This window comes from Singulisphaera rosea, assembly GCF_054877945.1.
The window spans coordinates 136,244-156,666 of sequence record NZ_JBTYIP020000025.1 but is presented as its reverse complement, the minus strand read 5'-3'; the positions used below and the strand labels follow the sequence as shown (position 1 = coordinate 156,666).

15 protein-coding genes are annotated in these 20,423 nt (G+C 64.8%); 7 read left to right on the top strand and 8 right to left on the bottom strand.

The genetic code is table 11. From position 1 onward, the window contains the following. Positions 1–420 precede the first annotated feature (420 nt). The 3 genes from ACYOEI_RS31135 to ACYOEI_RS31125 form a co-directional block, all read right to left on the bottom strand. A complete protein-coding gene (locus tag ACYOEI_RS31135) occupies positions 421–669 on the bottom strand; it encodes a TOBE domain-containing protein (protein ID WP_462853671.1) in 249 nt (82 codons plus the stop codon). A 144-nt stretch (positions 670–813) separates the two neighbouring features. Then, positions 814–1,911 (bottom strand): DUF1559 family PulG-like putative transporter, encoded by a 1,098-nt coding sequence (locus tag ACYOEI_RS31130; RefSeq protein ID WP_462853670.1) that lies wholly within the window; start codon positions 1,909–1,911, stop codon positions 814–816. 267 nt (positions 1,912–2,178) lie between these two features. Next, complete coding sequence (locus ACYOEI_RS31125) at positions 2,179–2,568, bottom strand: winged helix-turn-helix domain-containing protein (RefSeq protein WP_462853669.1); 390 nt, start codon at positions 2,566–2,568, stop codon at positions 2,179–2,181. A 234-nt stretch (positions 2,569–2,802) separates the two neighbouring features. Between ACYOEI_RS31125 and ACYOEI_RS31120 the strand changes: the two genes are divergently transcribed. The 3 genes from ACYOEI_RS31120 to ACYOEI_RS31110 all read left to right on the top strand — a co-directional run bounded on the left by ACYOEI_RS31120 (position 2,803) and on the right by ACYOEI_RS31110 (position 5,703). After that, positions 2,803–3,597, top strand: a complete 795-nt coding sequence (locus ACYOEI_RS31120) for a PhzF family phenazine biosynthesis protein (RefSeq protein ID WP_462853667.1) — start codon at positions 2,803–2,805, stop codon at positions 3,595–3,597. Between the two features lie 396 nt (positions 3,598–3,993). Beyond that, positions 3,994–4,617, top strand: coding sequence for a CPBP family intramembrane glutamic endopeptidase (locus tag ACYOEI_RS31115; RefSeq protein ID WP_462853666.1), 624 nt, complete (start codon positions 3,994–3,996; stop codon positions 4,615–4,617). Between the two features lie 138 nt (positions 4,618–4,755). Next, positions 4,756–5,703 (top strand): DUF6263 family protein, encoded by a 948-nt coding sequence (locus ACYOEI_RS31110; RefSeq protein WP_462853664.1) that lies wholly within the window; start codon positions 4,756–4,758, stop codon positions 5,701–5,703. A 146-nt stretch (positions 5,704–5,849) separates the two neighbouring features. On the opposite strand, the gene ACYOEI_RS31105 is transcribed toward ACYOEI_RS31110, so the two are convergent. Further along, positions 5,850–8,882 carry a sigma 54-interacting transcriptional regulator gene (locus ACYOEI_RS31105; RefSeq protein WP_462853662.1) on the bottom strand — a complete coding sequence of 1,011 codons (3,033 nt, stop codon included), beginning with the start codon at positions 8,880–8,882 and terminating at the stop codon, positions 5,850–5,852. A gap of 516 nt (positions 8,883–9,398) precedes the next feature. Between ACYOEI_RS31105 and ACYOEI_RS31100 the strand changes: the two genes are divergently transcribed. From ACYOEI_RS31100 to ACYOEI_RS31085, 4 genes are all read left to right on the top strand, one after another. After that, a complete protein-coding gene (locus tag ACYOEI_RS31100) occupies positions 9,399–10,259 on the top strand; it encodes an alpha/beta fold hydrolase (protein ID WP_462853660.1) in 861 nt (286 codons plus the stop codon). A 16-nt stretch (positions 10,260–10,275) separates the two neighbouring features. Then, on the top strand, positions 10,276–10,890 hold the full coding sequence (locus tag ACYOEI_RS31095) for an HD domain-containing protein (RefSeq protein WP_462853658.1): 615 nt from the start codon (positions 10,276–10,278) through the stop codon (positions 10,888–10,890). Between the two features lie 719 nt (positions 10,891–11,609). Then, positions 11,610–12,623, top strand: coding sequence for a 3-deoxy-7-phosphoheptulonate synthase (aroF, locus tag ACYOEI_RS31090; RefSeq protein WP_462853656.1), 1,014 nt, complete (start codon positions 11,610–11,612; stop codon positions 12,621–12,623). Positions 12,624–12,965: 342 nt separating this feature from the next. Further along, positions 12,966–14,051: a prenyltransferase/squalene oxidase repeat-containing protein gene (locus ACYOEI_RS31085; RefSeq protein ID WP_462853654.1), complete on the top strand. Its 1,086-nt coding sequence runs from the start codon at positions 12,966–12,968 to the stop codon at positions 14,049–14,051. A gap of 123 nt (positions 14,052–14,174) precedes the next feature. Here the strand turns inward: ACYOEI_RS31085 and yjjJ are convergent, their stop codons facing one another. From yjjJ to ACYOEI_RS31065, 4 genes are all read right to left on the bottom strand, one after another. Further along, a complete protein-coding gene (yjjJ, locus tag ACYOEI_RS31080; protein WP_462853652.1) occupies positions 14,175–15,485 on the bottom strand; it encodes a type II toxin-antitoxin system HipA family toxin YjjJ in 1,311 nt (436 codons plus the stop codon). A gap of 161 nt (positions 15,486–15,646) precedes the next feature. Continuing rightward, on the bottom strand, positions 15,647–16,990 hold the full coding sequence (locus tag ACYOEI_RS31075) for a tRNA modification GTPase (protein WP_462853651.1): 1,344 nt from the start codon (positions 16,988–16,990) through the stop codon (positions 15,647–15,649). A gap of 196 nt (positions 16,991–17,186) precedes the next feature. Further along, positions 17,187–19,451, bottom strand: a complete 2,265-nt coding sequence (gene yidC / locus ACYOEI_RS31070; protein WP_462853649.1) for a membrane protein insertase YidC — start codon at positions 19,449–19,451, stop codon at positions 17,187–17,189. Between the two features lie 103 nt (positions 19,452–19,554). After that, positions 19,555–20,367 (bottom strand): metallophosphoesterase family protein, encoded by an 813-nt coding sequence (locus ACYOEI_RS31065; RefSeq protein WP_462853647.1) that lies wholly within the window; start codon positions 20,365–20,367, stop codon positions 19,555–19,557. Between the last annotated feature and the right edge of the window lie 56 nt (positions 20,368–20,423).

Below are 20,423 nucleotides of genomic sequence, written 5' to 3'. Positions count from 1 at the left end.
CCGGCTGCTGGCCCGGCTCTGCCGGACGGGATTGGTTACCCGCAGGGTTCCGATGAAAGGTTTCACATTCGCAATGATTCCCCTTTCCCGAGCTTCTTGGCGCAAGGTCAGACCTAGTTTCTAGTTTTTTCGCTTGCTTCGTATGACGTCGTGCTTCGCGAAGACCGCCCGGGTCACATGTCCTTCAGCCATAAGCTCGAAGGCCTGGTTTTCAAACCCGGCGAGGCCCGAGACCTTGGTGACGTCCGCACCAAGACGCCTCGGGAATGAGCATGGCCTTGAATCGGGTGGGAAATCGGACGGGTTGAGCGAGGTCTCTTGCGACGGGAGGCCCTGGCGTTCTCGGTGCCAGAAACCCGGCTTTGCAGAAAAGCCGGGTGTGGACTTGGGACGTCAAGTCAAGAAAAAAAAGATGGATTGTCATGACTTGTCGATCATGACCTCGGTCGACTTGACGATCGCGGTCACGCTGTCGCCGGCCTTCAGGCCGAGCTGCTCGGCCGAGGTCCGGGTGATCGCCGATACGAACTCGAGGCCCCCCGCCGACACGACCACCTCCGCCATCACCTCGCCGAGCTTGACGGATTTGACGGTCCCGGGGAACTGGTTGCGTGCGCTGATCGTCGCCGCCTCGCGATCGTGATGTGTTGAGCCGCCCTGGCTTTGCATTGAAGCGGGCCTCAACCCCCGATGATCTCGGGGAACCACGTCGAGATCAAGGGCCCTCACGCGGAGCACGAATGCCCCGCGCAGGCTCCCGACGGCATAACACCCCTGCCCCGTGCCGGTAGGCGGGACACTCCTGCCCCGCGATCAAAATGCGTCGGCGCTGACGACCTCGCCGCCGTTGCGGCTGCCGAGGGCCTGCCAGATGGGGACGCTGACGGTGTTCTTGACGAACTGGACGTGGCCGTCGCACATCAGGGCGTTGACGCCGCCGGAATGGCGGCTCCTCGTGGTGATGTTCAACGAGAGCTGGCTCCAGGTCGCGGGCGTCCGGTTGCTGTGGGGCAGCCCGCCTCGGCAATCGTAGCGCGGGTCGTTGGGGGCCCGGACGTTGTTATACAGGCTGTGGCCCGGGGCGCCGTAGTGCCAACGCACGCCACGAGTGGCCTGGAAGCCCACGGGCGTGTTCGTCAGGCAGAGCGACGCGTACTCGGCGTCGGAAGCGATCGACGGGCCGGTCGTCGAATTATCTCCCGTGATCACGAACCCGCTCAGGGGGTTCTTCTGGAAGAAGGTGAGCGAGTTCACCCCGGTGGGCGACCCGTCGGTCGATCGTAAGGTCTCCGCGACGGCGACGGTCCCCGAGGTCCCGTCGGTGATCCCCGAGATCGGCACGGCCGAGTTCTCGTACAAGACTCCGTTGGGGATGATCCCCGCGAGCGAGCTCGACGCGCTCGGGTTCTGGACGACCGAGTAGTTGGAGCCCGTGCACATCGGGTAGTTGTGCGTCGCATAATAACCGTTCGAGACCAGCACGAGCGAGGTCGGGGCCGGGTCGGACGGGCAGATCAAGGAGTTGATCGTGACCATGAACCCGGTCGAATTCGCCGCGGCCGCGGTGGTCGTGGGGTCGGTGTCGGGGGGCAGGTTGAAATTGAAGCTGTTGAAGACCGACTGCTGCTCCATCTGCGGGAGGATTTCGGCATACGCCCCCCAGCAGTTCCCCGCCTTGGAGATATACGTGTTGACCCGTCCCGGCGGCAGGACGTTCGTCGACGAGATGTAGTTGTGCAGCGCCAGGCCGATCTGCTTCAGGTTATTCACGCACTGCGCACGCCGGGCCGCCTCGCGCGCCGCCTGGACCGCCGGCAGCAACAGCGCGATCAACACCGCGATGATCGCGATCACCACGAGGAGTTCGATCAGGGTAAAGCCTCGGGAAGGCTGACGGCGCGAGTCTGACACGGTCTTGCTCCGGTTGATGAGTCAAATGGTATGAGCTTGCGATTTCAGCGAAAAGTGTATTCAGTCCTCTCGGCCAAGGCAAGGATCCGCCCGTCGAGGTGAGGTCGCTCGACACGTCTTTATGAAGGGTTGAGAGGGAGAAATCGGCCTGTCTTGGCGGTGCTTGGGACGGAGGGTTGGTGTCGAGCTCGGGAGGTTCGGCGAAGCCGTCATCCGGGTCGTGGGAATGCCGCGAAGGGCTCGCCGAAGATTCCAGGACGAGGGTGTTCAGGAGGGTGGTGGCTCGGGAGGGCGGCGGGCGAATTCCTCGTCCATGACCTCGATCATGCGGTTCCGGATCGCGAGGAAGTCGCCGATGAGTTTTCGGGCGGCGTCGCTCAGGTCGCTCCGGTTCGTCCCCTGGCCGCCGACGTGGGTTTCGACCAGGGGGGTGCCGAGGCCCTTCTCGGCCTCCTTGACACGTCCCCAAATGTGTCGATAGCTCTGCCCGAGGTCCACGGCCGCCTGCTTGATCGAGCCGCTCCGCTCCACCGCCTGGAGGATGGCGATCAGTCCGGAGCCGAAGCTGTACCCCCCCTCGGCCTCGAACCAGACCTTGATCCGCGGCGAGAGCCGGGCGGGCGTCGAGGATGTTTGCGGGGCCTTGGCTCGTGACATGCCTTCCAGGCTATCCGAGGAGTCGCCCGGCGCGAACGCGCTTGACGTCGAATCGCTGCGGGCCGTCCATCGACAAGGGCCCGGAGGGCCGCTAGCTTTGGGAGACGAGACCGAGGTCGCCGCGCGAACCCGAAGCCGTCGCCACCACTCCGATCCGTAGGTGAGGTGGCTCGATTGGCCTCGCGCGAGCCCGAGGACTCCTCCTCAACGAACGCCGCTGAAGGGATCCCGCCCATGGGACAGTCGATCGTCCAGGTTGATGCGTTCTCCGACCGCCCGTTCGCCGGAAACCCGGCGGCGGTCTGCGTCATGCCCGGCCCGAGGGACGAGCGCTGGATGCAGGACGTGGCGAGGGAGATGAACCTCTCCGAGACCGCCTTCCTCCACCGCGAAGGGGACGGCTTCCGGCTCCGCTGGTTCACCCCGACCGTCGAGGTCGACCTCTGCGGCCACGCCACGCTGGCCTCCGCCCACGCGCTCTGGGAGCAAGGGGCCCTGTCGCCGGGGGAGACCGCACGGTTCTACACCAAGAGCGGCCTCCTGACCGCGACCCGCGAGGGCGACTGGATCGAGCTCGACTTCCCCGCCAAGCCGATCGGGCCCGCTCCCGTGTCGAGCGATGAGCTCGCCCGAGCCTTGAACACTCCGGTCCGTTTCGCGGCCCTCAACGAGTTCGACTGCCTCGCCGAGGTCGAATCCGAGTCCGCCGTGCGTTCCCTCGCGCCGAACATCGCCCTGCTGGCCGCGATCCCGGTCCGCGGCGTCATCGTCACCGCCCGCGCCTCGACCTTCGAGTTCGACTTCGTCTCACGCTTCTTCGCCCCCCGCCTCGGCGTCGATGAGGACCCCGTTTGCGGCTCGGCTCACTGTTGCCTCGGCCCGTATTGGGGCAGCCTCCTGAACAAGATCGACCTCGTTGGCTACCAGGCCTCCCCCCGCGGCGGCGTCGTCCGCGTCCGCCTCCGAGGCCCCCGCGTCCACCTCGGCGGCCACGCCGTCACCGTCCTCCGCGGCGAGCTCGCGTCCTGAACAGGACGACGACGAATTCGACGATCCAACATCAGGCCAAAATCCGCCAGGGATGGAAGACGGATCAATCAGGGATCGGAAGATCTATCAACAGATAACGCAGATGGGCACAGATTGGAAAATCGGCAAATTGTCAAATTTCGGAATAAACTGTCTGTGTTAATCTGCGTCATCTGTTGATTGTTCTCTTTCTTTACTTATCCGTGTTCCATCCGTGTTTCATCCGTGGCTAAAGAATCCTTTGAGAATCGCGTTCGGCGGCCTGGCCTTCTCGGATGCGGTCTCCTCCGGGTTTGGCCCCCTGTGAGGGGGGCTTCGAATCGGATAGGGTTGTGGATGGGGCCGTTCCAACGGAGTCCTCAAGGGCTCGACGAATAAATTAAAGGATGTCGCACGGTGCCGATCGACGGCGAGTCGGATATGTCTGGGCACGACGGCCCTTGGGATCGCGGCCGGGTGGTGATCGTCGCGGTGCTATTCGAAGGGGGGCTGGCCCCGCTGGCGTTGCTGGTGGGGTGGTGCGTGGGGCTGGACCCGCTCGAGAAGATGGCGTGGGACGTGCGCGGGGCCGTGTGGGGTGTGCTGGCCACGGTGCCGATGGTCGCGATGTTCTTGGCCGGGCTCCGCTGGCCGGTCGGCCCCCTGGAGCGGATCAAACGGTTCTTCGACGAGGAGGTCGTGCCGCTCCTCGGCGGCCGGCCGGTCTCGGACCTTGCTTTGATCGCGCTGGCGGCGGGGGTCGGAGAAGAGATGCTCTTCCGAGGCGTCATTCAGGGGGCCCTGGTCGGTTGGCTCGGCACCTGGGAGGGCCTGATTCTCGCCAGCGGGGTCTTCGGCCTACTGCACCCGATCACGCGGGCCTATGCCGTGATCGCGGCGGTCCTGGGAGCCTACCTCGGCGTCCTCTGGATCGCCTCGGGCAACCTGCTCTCCTCGATGATCGCCCACGCCCTCTACGACTTCTGCGCGCTATGCGTCCTGCTTCGGGGCACCGGCTCGGACCGAGAATTGCAGGATTGAGTCGTCCAGATGGCTTTGCGAGCTTTCGCGAAGATGGCTATCCTCTGCGGACGCGGGAGCGTCCCTCGGGAACGAGGCCTTTCGCGGCAACCAAAGGATACGGTTCGGCTGGGCCTTCGACGGAAAGGACGATGGACGATGCGAGGCACGTCAAGGGAGGCGTTGCGGTGGGTCCTGCTCCTCGTCGTGGCGATCGGCGGCTCCCCCGCCTCGGCCGCGACCCTGCGCTGGAAGTTCAAGCCCGGCGAGACGCTCCATTACGAGATGAATCAGAAGACGGTGACCAGCGTCAACGCGGGGGGAGATGAGCAGAGCAAGGAAACGGTCACCATGATCACCAACATGACTTGGGCGATCAAAAGCGTCGACGCCGAGGGTAAGGCCGAGCTGACCCAGACGATCGACCGGGTCCGGATCAAGATCGAGGCCGCGCTCGGGACCTTCCAGGTCGACTCCAAAGAGACCAAGTCTCCGCTGAACCCGCTCGAGCCTTATTTCAAGGCCCTGATCGGGACCCCCTTCCCGTTCAAGATGGATGCACAAGGGGTCCTGAGCGATGTCAAGGTGCCCGAATCGGTCATCCAGTCGCTCCGGGAGCTCGGCGGAGGCGCCGCCGGCGGCAACGCGATGTTCACCGAGGACGGGCTCAAGACGATGATCACCCAGTCGAGCGTCCCCCTTCCGAAGGAGGACCTCGCCGTGGGCAAGACCTGGAGCCAGCAGGAGAAGATCCCGACCCCTCCCCTCGGGTCGATGACCCTGTCCAAGACCTTTCGCTACCAGGGCCCGGGGACGGTCGCGGGCGCCGAGCTCGAGAAGGTCGGCGTCGAGGTCGTCGCGGGCGTCGAGTCGGAGCCCGGGGTTGCCTCACAGGTCAAGATCGCGGCCCAGGACATCAAAGGGGAACTTGCCTTCGACAACACGGCCGGCCGGATCGCCCAGTCGAACCTCTCCGAGAAGATCGAGCGGGTCCTCTCGATCCTGAACGCCGACAAGAAGGTGAACATCACTCAGAAGACAGATACCACCTTGAACATGAAACTCGTCCCAGATGCCCCGGCCGACGCCGCCAAGCCGGCGAAGTGAGCCGCTTGAAACCCGATTTCTTCCGAGAAATCGGGTTTCTGAGCCGGGTGACGTTGCAAGTGCAAGTGGGCCAGCCGATGACCGCGGCAGAAACCCGGTGTTGAAGAAAGCACCGGGTTTCGGAAAGCTCGAGTTCCAGATATTCCTCAAAGCATGCCGTGCTTCTTGAGCTTGCTGCAGAGCGTGCTCCGAGGCATGCCCAGGAGCCGGGCGGCTTCGCTCTTGTTGCCGTCGGCCTCCGTGAGCGCGTCGAGGAGGCGCTGGCGTTCGAAGGCGACGAATTCGGAGTCCCAGCCGTCGTCGCCGGAGGGGGCGGCCGGCGAGGTCCAGGCCGACCCCGCTTGTGTCGCGGGGCGCGAGGAGGCCGCCGACGCGGCTTTGACCGCGATTCGAGGCCGTCGCCGACCGGGCTGTCGGATCTCGGTGGGGAGGTCGTCGGGGGTCACGGCAGGGCCGTCGGCGAGGACTACGGCACGCTCGATCGCGTTTTCCAGCTCGCGGATGTTGCCCGGCCAGTCGTACGCGACGAGCACTTCCACGGCCTCGTCTTCGAGGTGCGTCACTGTTTTGCCGATCCGGCCGGCCTGCTGGCCGAGGAAGTACAGGGCGAGCTCGAAGATGTCCTCCTTGCGCTCGCGGAGCGACGGGGTCCGCAAGGGGATCACATTGAGCCGGTAATAGAGGTCTTCCCGGAACTTCCCCGCCCGGATCAACGACTCGAGGTCCTGGTGCGTCGCGGCCAGGATCCGGACGTCGACCGAGATCGACTGCGAGCTCCCGACTCGCTCGAACGCCATCTCCTGCAGGACGCGGAGGAGCTTGGTCTGCACCTCGAGGTTGATGTCGCCGATCTCGTCGAGGAACAGAGTGCCCCCGTTCGCCTGCTCGAACCGGCCCATGCGGTCGCGGTCGGCGCCCGTGAAGGCTCCTTTGACGTGGCCGAAAAGCTCGCTCTCCAGCAACCCTTGAGACAGGGCCGCGCAATGGACCTTCACGAACGGCCTCGAAGCGCGAGGGCTCGCGGCGTGGATCGCTTCGGCCAGGAGCTCCTTGCCGGTGCCGCTCTCCCCTCGGATCAAGACGGCCGACGAGCTGGCCGCGACCTTGCGGGCGAGGTCGATCATCCGACGGACCACCTTGCCCGTCCCCTTGATCTGGTCGAAGACTTCCGGCCGCGCCGGGGAGTCGAGTCGGCGGGGGGCATCGCCACGATCCATCAACTGGTCCTGGAGGATCAGGATCCGGCGCTGCTGCTCAGCGATCTTCTCGACCTTGTCGCGCAGTTCCTGGTTGAGCTCCTCGAGCGTCTGCTGGATACCCGCCGAGTGCAAGGTCAGCGTCGCGACCGAGCTCAAGGCGCCGAGGAACGCGATCTCTTCATCCTCATAAGGCATCCCGCTCCGCTTCGGCCCCAGGATGAGCAGGCCGGCGAGCTCGCCGTCCGCGTCGAGCGCGTTGGCCGCCTCACCCCCGAGGGCGATCATCGCGTCCGTCGCCGCGTCGGAGGTCGTCGAAAGCGACATCGCGTGCGCGACCCGGATCGAAGTCGTCTTCCGAAGCCGCTCCACTAGCGGGTTGTCGGCGGCCAGGACGGTTTCGTCGGGGGTGACTCCCTGGCTTGCCATCAACCGGAGCGGGTTCCCGGGCGCCTCGCAGAGATAAATCGCCCCCCACTCGATGCGGAGCACCTCGGTGGCCGCTTCCAGCAGTCGACGTCCCAGGGTCGAGCGGTCGACCAGGCTGTCGACGGCCACCCGCATCTTCTGCATCGCCTGGTCGAACTTGTATTTCTCGCGGTAGAAGCGACGGTCGATCGCCTTCTGATACCGCTCGCGGAGGACTTCGGACAGGATCAGCACCCCGACGACCGAGATCCCCGCCGCCAGGGCGCCTCGCCAGGTCTGGTTGGCCGTGAAGAGCTGGTCACCGATCATCGCCCCGCCGAGCAGCAGGACGCATGAGTAGAGCAGCCCCGCCGAGACGCTGATCGCGAAATAGACCCCGCGCCGGTTGATGATCTCCTCGACCAGCATCAGCTTGTAGCGAGTAATGCTCCAGGCGTAGGCCAAGGTGTAGAGCAGCGAGACCCCGAACATCGGCCAGGCCGAGCTGTCCCGTCCCAGCGTGGCCGGGTCGAACCAGACGTGCCAGAGGAGGTAGGCGATCAGGAACGATGAGATCACCGAGGCCAGGAGGATCCACTGCACCTGGTTCCGCTCGGAACGCGTCCGGGCCGATCGGAAGCTCACCACCATGCAGACGATGCAGAGTCCGAAGAGGACGACCGCAAGGGCGATGTAGCCCAGCGCCAGGGCGCGGAGTAGCCGCAGGACCGTCCGGACGTGCTCGCCCCCCGCGTGGTATCCCAGGTATCGAGACCAGAGCATGCACGACCAGAGGAGGACGAGATAGGTCGTGGGGATCCCGTAAAGGGCCGCCAATACCCGCCGACGGTGCGTGACGAAGATCGGGTTGAGTTGCGGGAAGACCAGGTAGAAATGGACGCTGACGACCGGGACGAACACCGCGAAGGCCGCGAACGGATAGATCAGCGCCGGCTCGACGACGATCTCCGTCCAGTGGTATCCCCCCATGTACGCGCCGACGGTCACGATGCAGAGCCAGAAGAAAAGCCGCGCCGAATCGTCGTACGGCCGTTTCCAGAAGACGCGCGCCCCGACGGCGAAGATCAGCATTTCCTGAAGGAACCAGACGACCGACCACAAGTAGGTCGCGAAGGGCCGGTAAGAGACGCGCGCCCGACCCGCCCTTGAGGACCCGTCGAGTCGGTCCTTCCACCGGACCTCGACTGTCTCGCCCTGTCGGTTGCTCAGGTCACGCAACGAACGAATGTAGTCCGTGTAGTTCGCAATCTTCGTCGACCCGATCGCCGTGAGCACATCCCCCTTCTGAGGACGCCCCTCCGGCCACTCAAACTTCTCGGGAACCGGCTCCTTCAGGTCGACGTTGAAAACGCAGCGCAGCCCAATGTCGCCCATGTAGGCGACCTGGAAGAGTACGGCAAATGAATAGAGCAGGACAATCAGCGAAAGCCCCATCAAGAATCCGCGCTGGGGCTGACGCTGCCCGTGGAAGTTGGTTGACGAGCCCCCAACAGGAGGGACGAAGTAGCGGTCTTCGTCCCGGCCGTTCCGTCTGGAGGTTGGAGGATGGTTCATGGTGCGACATTCGGATCAGGGAGACCGCCGAGCCGTTGAAATCGGGTGTTCACTGGTTCGAGCTTAACGGATTCGTGGCGAAAGGCAAGATTTCGTTAGCGAAAACTTGTCGACGCGTCCGTTTGTCGTTAACGAACTCTTCGTTAGCGAGACAGTTTATGAAGAATAGATGAATCGGGGTGACTGCGGAAAACGGGCGAATCTTAGAGACAGATCATGGGTTTTGGGTGGTTTGGGGAATTTGGTAAAAGTCATCCCCTTTGTTGATCTCTAGATTTGTCTCCCTCCCTTCCCTATTTCGCCCTTTTCGGCGCCGAAATTTCGTCAGTTTCAAGCGGGAGCAGGTTTCGTCGTTAGCGACGAATCGGTGAGCACGCCAGCCATTCTCCCGGATTTGAGAATCGAGAGGGTCTTTCCACCTTGGGTACGGAAGCTGCCTTTCCTTTGAAGTCGTTAATCGCACCGGCGACCCTGATGTTCACCTAGTCTTTGAAGAGCCGGAGTCGAGGAGGATTCATGCGGATCGCGGCAAAGCGTCGTCAGGATTGGTTGATCTCGTCTTACGCTCATGAAGGGACGCGCCAGCAGGTCCGCCTAGGGGGCGAGTGGGTCGACGTGGTGCAGTGGGGCGAGGGGGACCCGATCGTCCTCGTGCCGGGCCTCGCCGGGGGCTGGAAGCTGGTGGCTCCCTTGGCCGCGAGCCTTGCCCGTCATCATCGGGTGATCGTGCCCGGCTTGCGCGGGGATCGCTTCCCCGGCGGCGTCGCCTGGCCTCGGGATCTGGCGGAGCATGCCCACGACCTCGCGGGCCTCATCGACATGATGGGCCTCGAGCGCCCGACGGTCATGGGGGTCTCGTTCGGCGGGGCGATCGCCCTGGAACTCGCGGTCGAGTATCCCCAGAAGCTTGGTGCGTTGGTTGTCCAGGGTGCCGCCTCTCGGTTCCGGACCAACCTCGGATCGAAGATTGCCCGGCGCGTCCTCGAGCGGTTCTCCCTGCCGAGCGACAACAGCTTCGTGAACCAGTTCTTCAACCTGCTCCACGGCGGAAAGCCGGAGTCGGCCGGTCTGGCCGAGTTCGTCGTCGAATGCTGCTGGCAGACGGACCAGAGCGTCATGGCCCAGCGGATCGGCCTCCTCGAGTCGTTCGACGTCTCCGACCGCCTCTGGCAGGTCGAAAGCCCGACCCTCGTCCTCGCCGGCTCGCGAGACGCGATCGTCCCTCATGCCCGTCAACGGGCTCTCGCCGAGTCGATCCCCGGCGCCCGTTTCCTGACGCTCGAAGGGGCCGGTCACGTCGGCTTTCTCACCCATCGCCTCGAAGTCGCCCGGCAGGTCCGCGTCCTCCTGAGCCAGATCAAGCACTCGCCCTGCTGAAGGGGAGTGGGCGTCCATGGAGCGGTCGTCCGACCTGTTGAGCCCGAGATTGGAACTCGCCCTCCGCTGGGCGGCCACCTGCCATCACGGCCAGGTCCGCAAGGGGGGCGAGATCCCCTACATCCAGCACCCGATGGCCGTCGCGATGATCCTCGACCGGCTCGGGTTCGAGGAAGACGTCGTCATCGCCGGACTGCTCCACGACGTGGTTGAGGACACGGATGCAACCCTCGACGACGTCCTCGACCGCTTCGGCGACGCCGTGGCTCGGATCGTGGCGTATTGCTCGGAGATCAAGACCGACGCCCAGGGCGCACGCCGACCCTGGATCGATCGGAAACGCGACCACATCGAGGCCCTCGTCTCGGCGCCGACCGAAGCGAGGGCGGTGATCCTCGCCGACAAGTTCCACAACCTCGCCAGCATCGAATGCGACCTCCGCCTGGGCCGGCCCGTCTGGTCGATCTTCAACGCCGGGCGGGCGGACGTGCTCTGGTATTACCGGACGACTCTCGAACGCTTCGGCGTCGGCGACCCCCGTCTCGAAGCACTCGCCGACCAATGCCGACGCGTCCTCGCGGTGATCGAGGGCATCGACGCCGCAGCCCTCCCCGAAGGGTCGGATGCTTGATGGTAAATCCTAGCCATCAGACCTGGTGGGCACTGCCCACCAAGCCGCCGAACCCCGCCGACGCATAAGGACTTACCAGAGAAATCACCAAAGTCCGGAGGAAGGTGGTTGATCCGAAGGGTCGGCACGCCTATATTGAAGTGTCGGTCGAAGGCACGCCTTTTGACCGATTACGGGTCGTACGAGCGTGGTACGACGGGCTAAAGCCCGCTCCCGTCCGAGGCTGGACTCCCACGGGACCGGGGTGGCTTAACGTAAAGGGGGTGACTGCGTGTGTAGTGATAACCAGAGGCGGCTCGCCTAACGGCAGCCGACGGGTTGCCCGTCGGGCAGCCGCATCTCTCTGCTTGATTGATTGGTCGGCCAGGTCCGATTCGGTCGGACCTGGTCGCATTTGACTCGATACGTTTCTTCTTACATTTTGGGAATCGAAGACCTTGGCTCGTCTCTCCGCATCGTATCCCAGCCTGTTTGAGTATCGTGATTGGCGGTGGTCCCCGGTGTTTACGGGGTCCATCACAGGTCACCGGGCTAGGTGCGGAGTCTAGATGTAAAGGCTCACGTTCCATCGAAGCGTCCACCGAGGCCCCGGGACCTGTTTACAACAGGTCCCGGGGTTTTTTTGTTGCTTGGGGTCGAGCGCCTGCGGTTCTTCCTTTATCCAACGGGCGTTCGGCATATCGACGGGTGATTCAGATCTTTGGGGAGGGCGGGGTACCGTGATCGTTGTCATGAAATCCGACGCGACGGCTGAGCAAGTGGATCATATGGTCAAGCACATCACCTCGCTCGGCCTGTCGCCGCAGGTGATCAAGGGGACGCACCAGACGGTGATCGCCGCGATCGGCGAGGAACGGCCGGGCCTCACCGAGGCGCTCGAGCCGGGGGCAGGAGTGGAGAAAGTCTTGCCGATCATGGCACCGTACAAGCGGGCCTCGTCGGAGTTGAAGACCGACCGCACCGTCGTCCGTGCCCGGGACCTGATCGTCGGCGGCTCGCACGTCGCGGTGATCGCGGGCCCCTGCTCCGTCGAGAACGAAAAACAGATCGTGTCCATCGCCAAGCGGCTCAAGGCGCTCGGGGCGACCGGCCTGCGAGGCGGGGCGTTCAAGCCCAGGACGAGCCCGTACAGCTTCCAGGGCCACAAGGAAGAAGGCCTGCGGATGCTCGCCGCCGCCCGGCAGGAGACCGGCCTCGCGATCGTCACCGAGGTCATGGCCCCCGAACACGTCCCGATGGTCGCCGAGTATGCCGACGTCCTCCAGATCGGCGCCCGCAACATGCAGAACTACCAGTTGCTCCAGGCGGTCGGCGACTCGGGCAAGCCGGCCCTCCTCAAGCGAGGCATGAGCGCGACGGTCGACGAGTTCTTGCTTGCTGCCGAATACATCCTCGACCGCGGCAACCCTCACGTCATGCTCTGCGAGCGAGGGATCCGGACCTACGAAGAGCACACCCGGTTCACCCTGCCGCTCGCGACTGTCCCCTACCTCAATCAGAAGAGCCACTTGCCCGTCGTGGTCGACCCCTCCCACGGCACCGGCAAGGCCCGACTCGTGCTCCCGATGTGCAAGGCCGCCGTCGCCGTCGGCGCCGACGCCTTGATCGTCGAGGTCCACGAGGACCCCGAGCACGCCATGAGCGACGGCTCGCAGACGATCACCCCCGAAGCCTTCTCCGACATGATGGCCCAGTGCCGCCGCGTCGCCGAGGCCGTCGATCGGACGATGTGAGCACGCTCCGAGGCCCGGCCCAGGTCCCTCCCTTCCGATGGCGGAGTCTCCACCTTCGAGGCTCCGCCACTCCTCGCTTGCGACCCGGCCCGGCGCCGGGTAGATCATTCCTTGCGATCCAACGGTGAGGGAAACTCATTCGCCGACGCTTCGGGCCTATGGCCGCGAGGCCTCTTTCGTTCGATGACCACTTCGAGGAGTGGTCGTGGAACGTCAAGATGAAGCATCCGCGAGGCGGGAGCGTAAAAGGCTGCGGCGTAAAGTCTGTACGCTTCGGAATGCGTCGGACACATGCGGATGAATCGCCGAATGGCTCGGATCTCGACTGAAGGGAGGACCGTCGTGCCTACAGACCGTGAGCGGACGAGCATCACCAAGAGCATCCTCGGGATCGCCGTCCTTGCGGCGATCGCGAGTGCGGGACCGGTCATCACCTCGGCCCGAGCCGGCGCGGACGAGACCCCCGCTCCGTCGCGGAACTCACCCGACGAGCCGGTGGCGAAGTCGCTCTCGTTTCAGAAGGCGGCGAGGTTCCTCGACGCCGTCTCGCAGAACTGGACCGAGACGCGGCAGTGCGGAACTTGCCACACGAATTACGCCTATCTCATCGCGCGTCCGTCGTTGCGCGAGGTCGACTCGGCGGCCATCTCGGAGATCCGGGCTTTCTTCGAGGACCGGATTGAGAACTGGGACGGGCCGGAGAAGTCGGACAAGCCGAGGTGGGACACCGAGGTCGTCGCGACCGCCTCGGCCCTGGCTCTCAATGATGCAGCCACCACCGGTAAGCTCCATCCCCTGACCCGCAAGGCCCTCGACCGGATGTGGGGCCTCCAGAAGCCGGACGGTTCCTGGGATTGGCTCAAGTGCAACTGGCCCCCCTACGAGCATGACGACTACTACGGCGTTGCCTTCGCCGCCCTCGGCGTCGGCGCAGCCCCCGATGGTTACGCCACCTCAGACACCGCCAAAGCCGGCCTCGAGCGGCTCCGCTCGTACCTGAAGACCACTCCCCCGCCCGACCTCCACCACAAGACGATCCTGCTCTGGGCCTCGACCAAGCTCGACGGCCTGATGGACTCGGCCGCTCGCTCCCAAACCATCGACGAGTTGCGATCGCTCCAACGCCCCGACGGCGGCTGGAGCCTCCCTTCGCTCGGGACCTGGAAACGTCACGGCGGCACGCCTAACGACAAGGAGGCCCCCAGCGACGGTTACGCGACCGGCCTTGTCATCTATGTGCTGCGCCAGGCCGGAGTGCCGGCCCGCGACGAGGCCCTCCAACGGGGCGTCGGCTGGCTCAGGTCCCACCAGCGCGAGTCGGGACGCTGGTTCACGCGATCCTTGAGCAACGACAAATTCCACTACATCGCCAACGCCGGCACCGGCTTCGCCGTCCTGGCGCTGAAGGCGTGCGACGTGGAAGAATGAGATCCTCACCGGGGTGATCGAAGAGGGGGAGGATTCACCACGAAGACACAAAGGATTTCAAGAGCAATTGCTGATGATTCCTTTGTTTTATTTTCCCCTTTGTGCCTTCGTGGTGAATCCTCCTCACGAATGCTCGCCGATGAGCGTGGCGAGCGTGACCTGGCAATCCGCTGCGATTCGCCGAAAGCCTTCGCTCAACGCACCCTCGTCGCCGAGTCGGGCCCAGTATTGAATCGCGAGGGTGGCCACCTCGTGCCAGATCCGGTGGTTCAGGGCCGTCGGTGGCCGCGGATGGAATCGTCGCTCAACCAAGTTGACGCCAGCCGGTGCGAAGACCATCGGCAGCATGTCGTAGACCGGCGTCGGGGTGAGCGTCAGTGTCTTGGCCTCCTCGGCGAAGAAGCTCAGGTTGCCGAAGTGTCGGTCGGTGTTGCCGATGAGGTCGCCGAAGGTATCCAGCCGGATTACGCGGTCGACGTCGGCCTGGCTCAAACTCAATGCCGGCTCATCGATGATGCGATGGCTGGCTCGGCTCCAGTTATCGGGATTGTCGCCGAGGAAATGGCAGTTGAGAGCGAATAACGAGATAACCCCGCGACGCCCCCTTCGGCCGACCCGGTCGAAGCGATCCACTTCTAGATATCGATTCCCTTCATAGTCGAACCATTCCGAATGGGGCGTTTGGACCCCGGCGGAGCGAAGCACTTCCAGAGAGAGATGCTCGGCGACGAGCAGGTCACGCCAACGGTCCGCCGAGGCGCCGTCGCCGCTGGCGAACTTGACCAACAAGTGTCGATCTCCAGCAGCCGCGATGGCGAACTTGGGGTGTTCGCCACCGGCCGACGACCCGGGCTGACCGGCGATCACGCCCGAGGCCAAGCCGGGATAGTCCGCTCTGGTGTATGACTCCACGCGCCGGGCGAGGAAGCGGTTGAGCGACTCTTCTCCGATGATGAGGTTGCCGACACAGTCCTCGCCGCGCAGAGCCAGGGCGATCAGTTGGTGGTCTTCGTTCCAATCGGTGATCCGTCCCGGCAGTCTCAACTCGGGGTAGAGGGTCGGGAAGCCGCGCCCGATGTATCCCTGCGGCCGCATGTCCTCCACGAAGGGTGGTAATTCAGGGAACGACTGACTGTCGCCCGAGGACCGCTCCAACCAGCAACCGCCCCCCGCGAGGAAGTGCAGGATCCCATGATCGTTGAGCTTGCCTTGCTCGTCGATTCGGAAGACGGACGCACGTAGCCCGAGGCCAGCGATCTCACGAGTCAAGGCATAGCGAGTCGCTACGCTCCGCCCAACCCGGATCAGGCGCGAGCCTGCCTCTTGTACGAGGCGCGACATCACCGGCTGAGAGATGCCAAGCTCGCGCTGGATCTCCTTCCCACTCAGAAATCCGCGACGCAGGACACCGAGGAGCCGATCGACCTCTCGCACAAGACGCTTCCCGAATAGCTTCCCGAATCGCTTATTTTGCCTGATATCCAATCTTAGCAACAATTTCTGAGAAGTCGATGCGGAGATCTGGAATGGCTTTCAGGATGTTCCGCGCCGTACGGATCGGTCTCTGGGTGGACTCGCCAGACTTCACCGAGTGCTTACTTACCGATGCAGAACCGCCGGAAGATCCGGTCGAGGATGTCGTCGGTCACGACGGCGCCGACGACTTTGCCGAGCTCGTCGATGGCCTGGCGGAGGTCGATGGCGACGAGCTCGTCGCCGCCGTCGAGGAGGACGGAGGACGAGGCGGAGGACAGAGCCTGGCTGGCGAGGACGAGGCTTTCTCGGCAACGGGCGCCGGTGGTGGCGGGGAGGTCGCCGTCGACGGCGGCCTGGTTGCGGAGGGCCGAGGCGATGGCCTGACGCAAAGCGTCGATGCCCTCGCCGGTCTCGGCACTGGTCGATAGGGTCGTGGTCGGGTCGTTGGAGGATCGGAGGTCGCACTTGGTTCGGACGATGAGTCGGGGGCGGTCCGGGGAGATGGGGCCGGCGGGGATCGTGTCGCTCGACCGGCACTCGAGGAGCAGGTCGGCGCGGGCGGCCTGCTCGGCGCGGAAGGCCTGGGCCTGGTCTTCGATGGATCCGGTCGCGGGCTCGAGTCCTGCCGTGTCGACGAGCTCGATGGTAAGTCCGTCGCAGTCGCAAGGGGCCGAGAGGTAGTCGCGGGTCGTCCCTGCGCGGGGGGAGACGAGGGCCCGGGCCTGGCCGAGCAAGGCGTTGAACAGCCGGCTCTTGCCTGCGTTGGGGGGGCCGACGAGGACGACGCGAGGGTGCCCTTCCGGCCGTTCACGGCTGCTCAGACGCTCGGCCAACGCGGCCATTTCGGCCGAGGCTTGATCGAGCTCTCCGGCGAGGGCTGCTCGGCCCAGGAGGTCGACGTCGGGCTCTTCGGAGAAGTCGAGGTTCGCCTCGAGGTGGGCCAGGACGTCGAGGAGCCGGTCACGCGCCTCGGAGATCGGCCCGGCGAGGCCGCCGGCGAGCTGCTGCAAGGCCGCGTCGAGCTGCGCGGGGGATCGGGCGTCGATCACGCCCAGGACCGCCTCGGCGCGGGTCAGGTCGATCCGGCCGGAGAGGAAGGCCCGGAGCGTGAACTCGCCCGGCTCGGCGTGTCGAGCGCCTCGGGTCAGGCAATCGGCCAGGACGAGATTCACAAGCGGCGGGGAGCCGACCGTGTGGATCTCGGCGAGGGGCTGACCGGTGTAGGTGCGAGGCCCCGGCCAGAGCGCGATGGAGGCGGGCAAAGTTGGACGCAGGCCGCTTACGGCAAGCTGCCCGGTCCGCCACTCGGCACGCGTGGGTAACGGGGATTCGTCGTTATCGGCGAATTTCGCGAGGGCGATCGACCAGGCGTCTGGCCCGGTCAGGCGGATCAGGCCGCGGAAACCGGGGCCGGGTGGGCTCGCGACGGCGACGATCGTGTCCGACGGGTCGAAGGTGCTCAATGCTTGCCGCCTTTTGACCTTTGACAAGCCCGAAACGCAAGCGAGTGAATCTTGCCCCAAAATATTGAGAAAGATTCACTCGCTTGCGCTTTGGGTTTGTATCGGAGGGTCGATTTCCCGCGAGCAAAGGGCTAGCGGCGTCGAGCCCATCAGAAACCCGGTTTTTTTGAGAAGAGACCGGGTTTCGAGGGAGCACTCAGCGGCGGCGGCCGGGGCGGGACTTGGGGTTCGCCTTGCCTCGTTCCTTGTCCTTCTGGGGATCCCTGGCCTTGTCGCGCTCGTCGAGGAGGTTCCGATAGGTCGGATCCTTGGTGGCCTCTTCCTGGACCCGCTTCCAGAACTGGGCGAGCTTGCCCGGGGGCTTGGGCGGGGGCGGAGGGTTTCCGCCGGGTCCACGGCCATTACCGCCGGCACCCCCCTTGCCTCCCGCGGGCGGGTTCTTGTCGTCGCCGGTTTGGTCGACCGCGACGTTCGACGTCACCTTGGGGAGCAAGAGGCGTTCGCAGATCTGCCAGGTGCTGCTGGTGATGAAGTAGAGGCCCAGGCCCGAGGGCACCTTGTAGAACATGAAGCCCATGACGACCATCATGTACTTCATCATCTTCTGCTGCATCTCGGCCTCGGGCGTGGTCGCCGGGGGCGCGAACAGCTTCGTCTGCACGATCATCAGCGAGACGACCAGGAGCGGCAGCAGGTTGAAGTACTGGCCGAGGAACGGAAGCTCCGTCGGGAACCGGAACAGCATGTCCGGCGCGGCGAGGTTCTGGATGTACAGGAACGAGGCGTGCCGCAGGTGGACGCTGTTGTTGAGCGCCTGCCAGAGGCCGACGAAGATCGGCAACTGGATGAGTGCGGGGAGGCAGCCGCCGACGGGGTTGACGCCGTGCTTCTTGTAGAGGCCAAGCGTCTCTCGGGTCTGCCGCTCCTTGTCGTCCTTGTATTTCTCCTGGAGCTCCTTCATGAGCGGCTGGAGATCCTGCATCTTCTTGGCGGCGAGCGCCTGCTTGCGCCCGAGCGGGAACATGAACATCCGGACGAGGAGCGTGAGCAGGATGATCGCGATGCCGTAATTCCCAGTCTTGCCGCCGAAGAGCTGCGAGACCTGGGCGGTCAGGGCGTAGATCCGGTCGAGCAACGGGGCGATGACGTTCATCGACAACCAGGCCGCACCCGGGATGCCGATCCACTGGTATTTGCGGTACGAAGCGAGTCCTTCGGCCCCGTAGGGGGTGAGCGACTCGATCGTTTTGGGTCCAGTGTAGATGCGATACGACTGCGAGACTGTGCGATTCGGCCCGAACTTGACCGGCTTCGAGACGATCTCGACCGAGATGTCCGCCTTCTGGGGGGCGTCGGGCCGGGCGTCGATCACGGTGGCGAACGCTTCGCGATCCCAGCGGTCCTCGTTTGTCTTCGGGGCCGGGAATGGCTCGAGGAAGGCGGCGAAGTATTGGTTCTCGACCCCCGCGAAGTGGAGCGGCAGGGTCGTGTTCTCGAACCGCTTCGCGCCGGCCTTGATGATGTCGGCGGCCGGCCTGGTGTCGATCTCGGTCCCCTTGTTCCGGACCTGCCCGAAGAAGGCGTCGCGGAAGGTGCCCGTGTACGATTCCCCTTCGATCGGGATCCCGTGCGGTCCCATCAACCGGTAAGAGAGCGACTGCTCCTTCTGGGGGCTCTCGAACCCGAGCGCCAGCTCGAAGTCGTCGCGCCCTTTCCAGATTCGGAACCGCTTCGTGAGGGTCGCCGAGCCGTTGTAGGCGGTCGTGCGGAACGTGATCTCCTGTCCCTCGAGCTTGGCGTTGGTGGCCTTGTCGAGCTCGGAGATCTCGCGCACCGCGCGTCCCTTGTCGTCGCGGACGACTTCCCAGAGGGTCGTGTCGAGGGGGATCTCTCCCGGCCCGGCCACGGCGATCGGGGCGTTATCGTCGTCGTCAGGGGCCGCCGGCCGCTCGCCGGTGAAGACGCTCATCGCCAGCGACGGGGGGGACTTCGGGTCGTACTTGAGGATCGAGAGGGGCCGCTTCACCTGCCGTCGGCCGTCCACGTCGGCGTCATATCGCGACGACAGGACCCAGGCGACGCCGGCTCCCTTCTGCTCGAGCTGGACCTCGAGTCGATACCCGTTTTCGGGCTGGTCTTTCGCCGAACCGATGACGAGCTCCGAGAGCTTGGCCAGCGCAATTTCCGGCTCGGGCGCCTTCGCGGCGTTGCCCGGCTTGGGGGGCTCGTCGGTGGCCTTCTTCGCCGCGGCGTCTTTGTCCTTGGCGGGTTCGCCCGGCTTCGCGGCGTCGGCGACCTTGGTGGCCTCGGCCTTCGGGTCGAGCTTGGCCTTGGCCAGGGCCTTGCCCCGACTCTTGGGGGGGGGCGGGTTCAGGCCCGTCACGTCCATCACGTACTGGACACCCAGAAACGAGAAGAACGTGAGGATCATGAACATCACGAGCCGCTTCTCACTACTCATCGGTGCGGGGACCTTCGGGCCGTGGCGGTGTGGCACATCGGGAGAGGGGAGGAGGTCGGTTGAAGGGGGGCCCGACGCGCGGAGGCGCCGGGGCCGCTCCGAATTATCGTCCTTGACGAAGCCGGTCGCCGAGGAACGGCTCGAGCTCGGAGATGGAGTAAATCTTCCGGATCGTGGTCTCGAAGTCGTACGCCAGGCGGCGGAAGGTGACGCGGACGGGGCCTGTCGGGACCGTCGTGTCCTCCAGGGCCGCGGACCCGTTCGACGGGGCGGGACGCCCGTCATCGAGGATCACGTAGCAGGCGCGAGGGTCGCCGTCACGAGGCTGGCCGACCGAGCCGACGTTGATCATCAGCTTACCGTCGCCCAGCGTGTATTCGTTGTCGATCTCCTCGGGCGCGTAGAACTGGTATCCTTCCGTGAAGACGCCCGGGACGTGGGTATGCCCCTGGAAGCAGTAGCGATCCACCAGTTGGAACAGCCGTCCCATCTTGCGGTGGTCGTAGATGTCTTCGGGGAAGATATATTCGCTGAGCGGGTTGCGTGGAGAGCCGTGGACGAACAGGAAGGGTTCGTCGCGGTGGGTCCTGGGCAACTCGCCCAGGAACTCCCAGCGCCGCTCGTTGTTGACACGGTCGCTGGCGCTCTCGAGTTGTTCGCGAGTCCAGAAGATGGCTCGCTCGGCGCCGATATTGAACCCATCCGGGTCGAACATCGCCCCCTGGTCGTGGTTGCCAAGGAGGGTGACCCGGCAGTTATCCATCACGCGGTCGATGCACTCGCGCGGGTTGGGGCCGTAGCCGATGATGTCGCCGAGGCAGAAGATGTCGGTGATCCCCTGCGACTTGATGTCGTCGAGGACGACCTCCAGAGCTTCGAGGTTCCCGTGAATATCACTGATCAGAGCACGACGCACCGGAAGCGACCTCCGAGGACGCCAGAGGCGGGAAACCAGGCCCTGGAAAAGTCAAT

What these genes read in the sequence shown, in the direction of transcription:
- ACYOEI_RS31135 (WP_462853671.1), bottom strand. Translation starts at nt 669, where the DNA reads ATGCAAAGCCAGGGCGGCTCAACACATCACGATCGCGAGGCGGCGACG.
- ACYOEI_RS31125 (WP_462853669.1), bottom strand. Translation starts at nt 2,568, where the DNA reads ATGTCACGAGCCAAGGCCCCGCAAACATCCTCGACGCCCGCCCGGCTC.
- ACYOEI_RS31120 (WP_462853667.1), top strand. Translation starts at nt 2,803, where the DNA reads ATGGGACAGTCGATCGTCCAGGTTGATGCGTTCTCCGACCGCCCGTTC.
- ACYOEI_RS31110 (WP_462853664.1), top strand. Translation starts at nt 4,756, where the DNA reads ATGCGAGGCACGTCAAGGGAGGCGTTGCGGTGGGTCCTGCTCCTCGTC.
- ACYOEI_RS31105 (WP_462853662.1), bottom strand. Translation starts at nt 8,882, where the DNA reads ATGAACCATCCTCCAACCTCCAGACGGAACGGCCGGGACGAAGACCGC.
- ACYOEI_RS31100 (WP_462853660.1), top strand. Translation starts at nt 9,399, where the DNA reads ATGCGGATCGCGGCAAAGCGTCGTCAGGATTGGTTGATCTCGTCTTAC.
- ACYOEI_RS31095 (WP_462853658.1), top strand. Translation starts at nt 10,276, where the DNA reads ATGGAGCGGTCGTCCGACCTGTTGAGCCCGAGATTGGAACTCGCCCTC.
- yidC (WP_462853649.1), bottom strand. Translation starts at nt 19,451, where the DNA reads ATGAGTAGTGAGAAGCGGCTCGTGATGTTCATGATCCTCACGTTCTTC.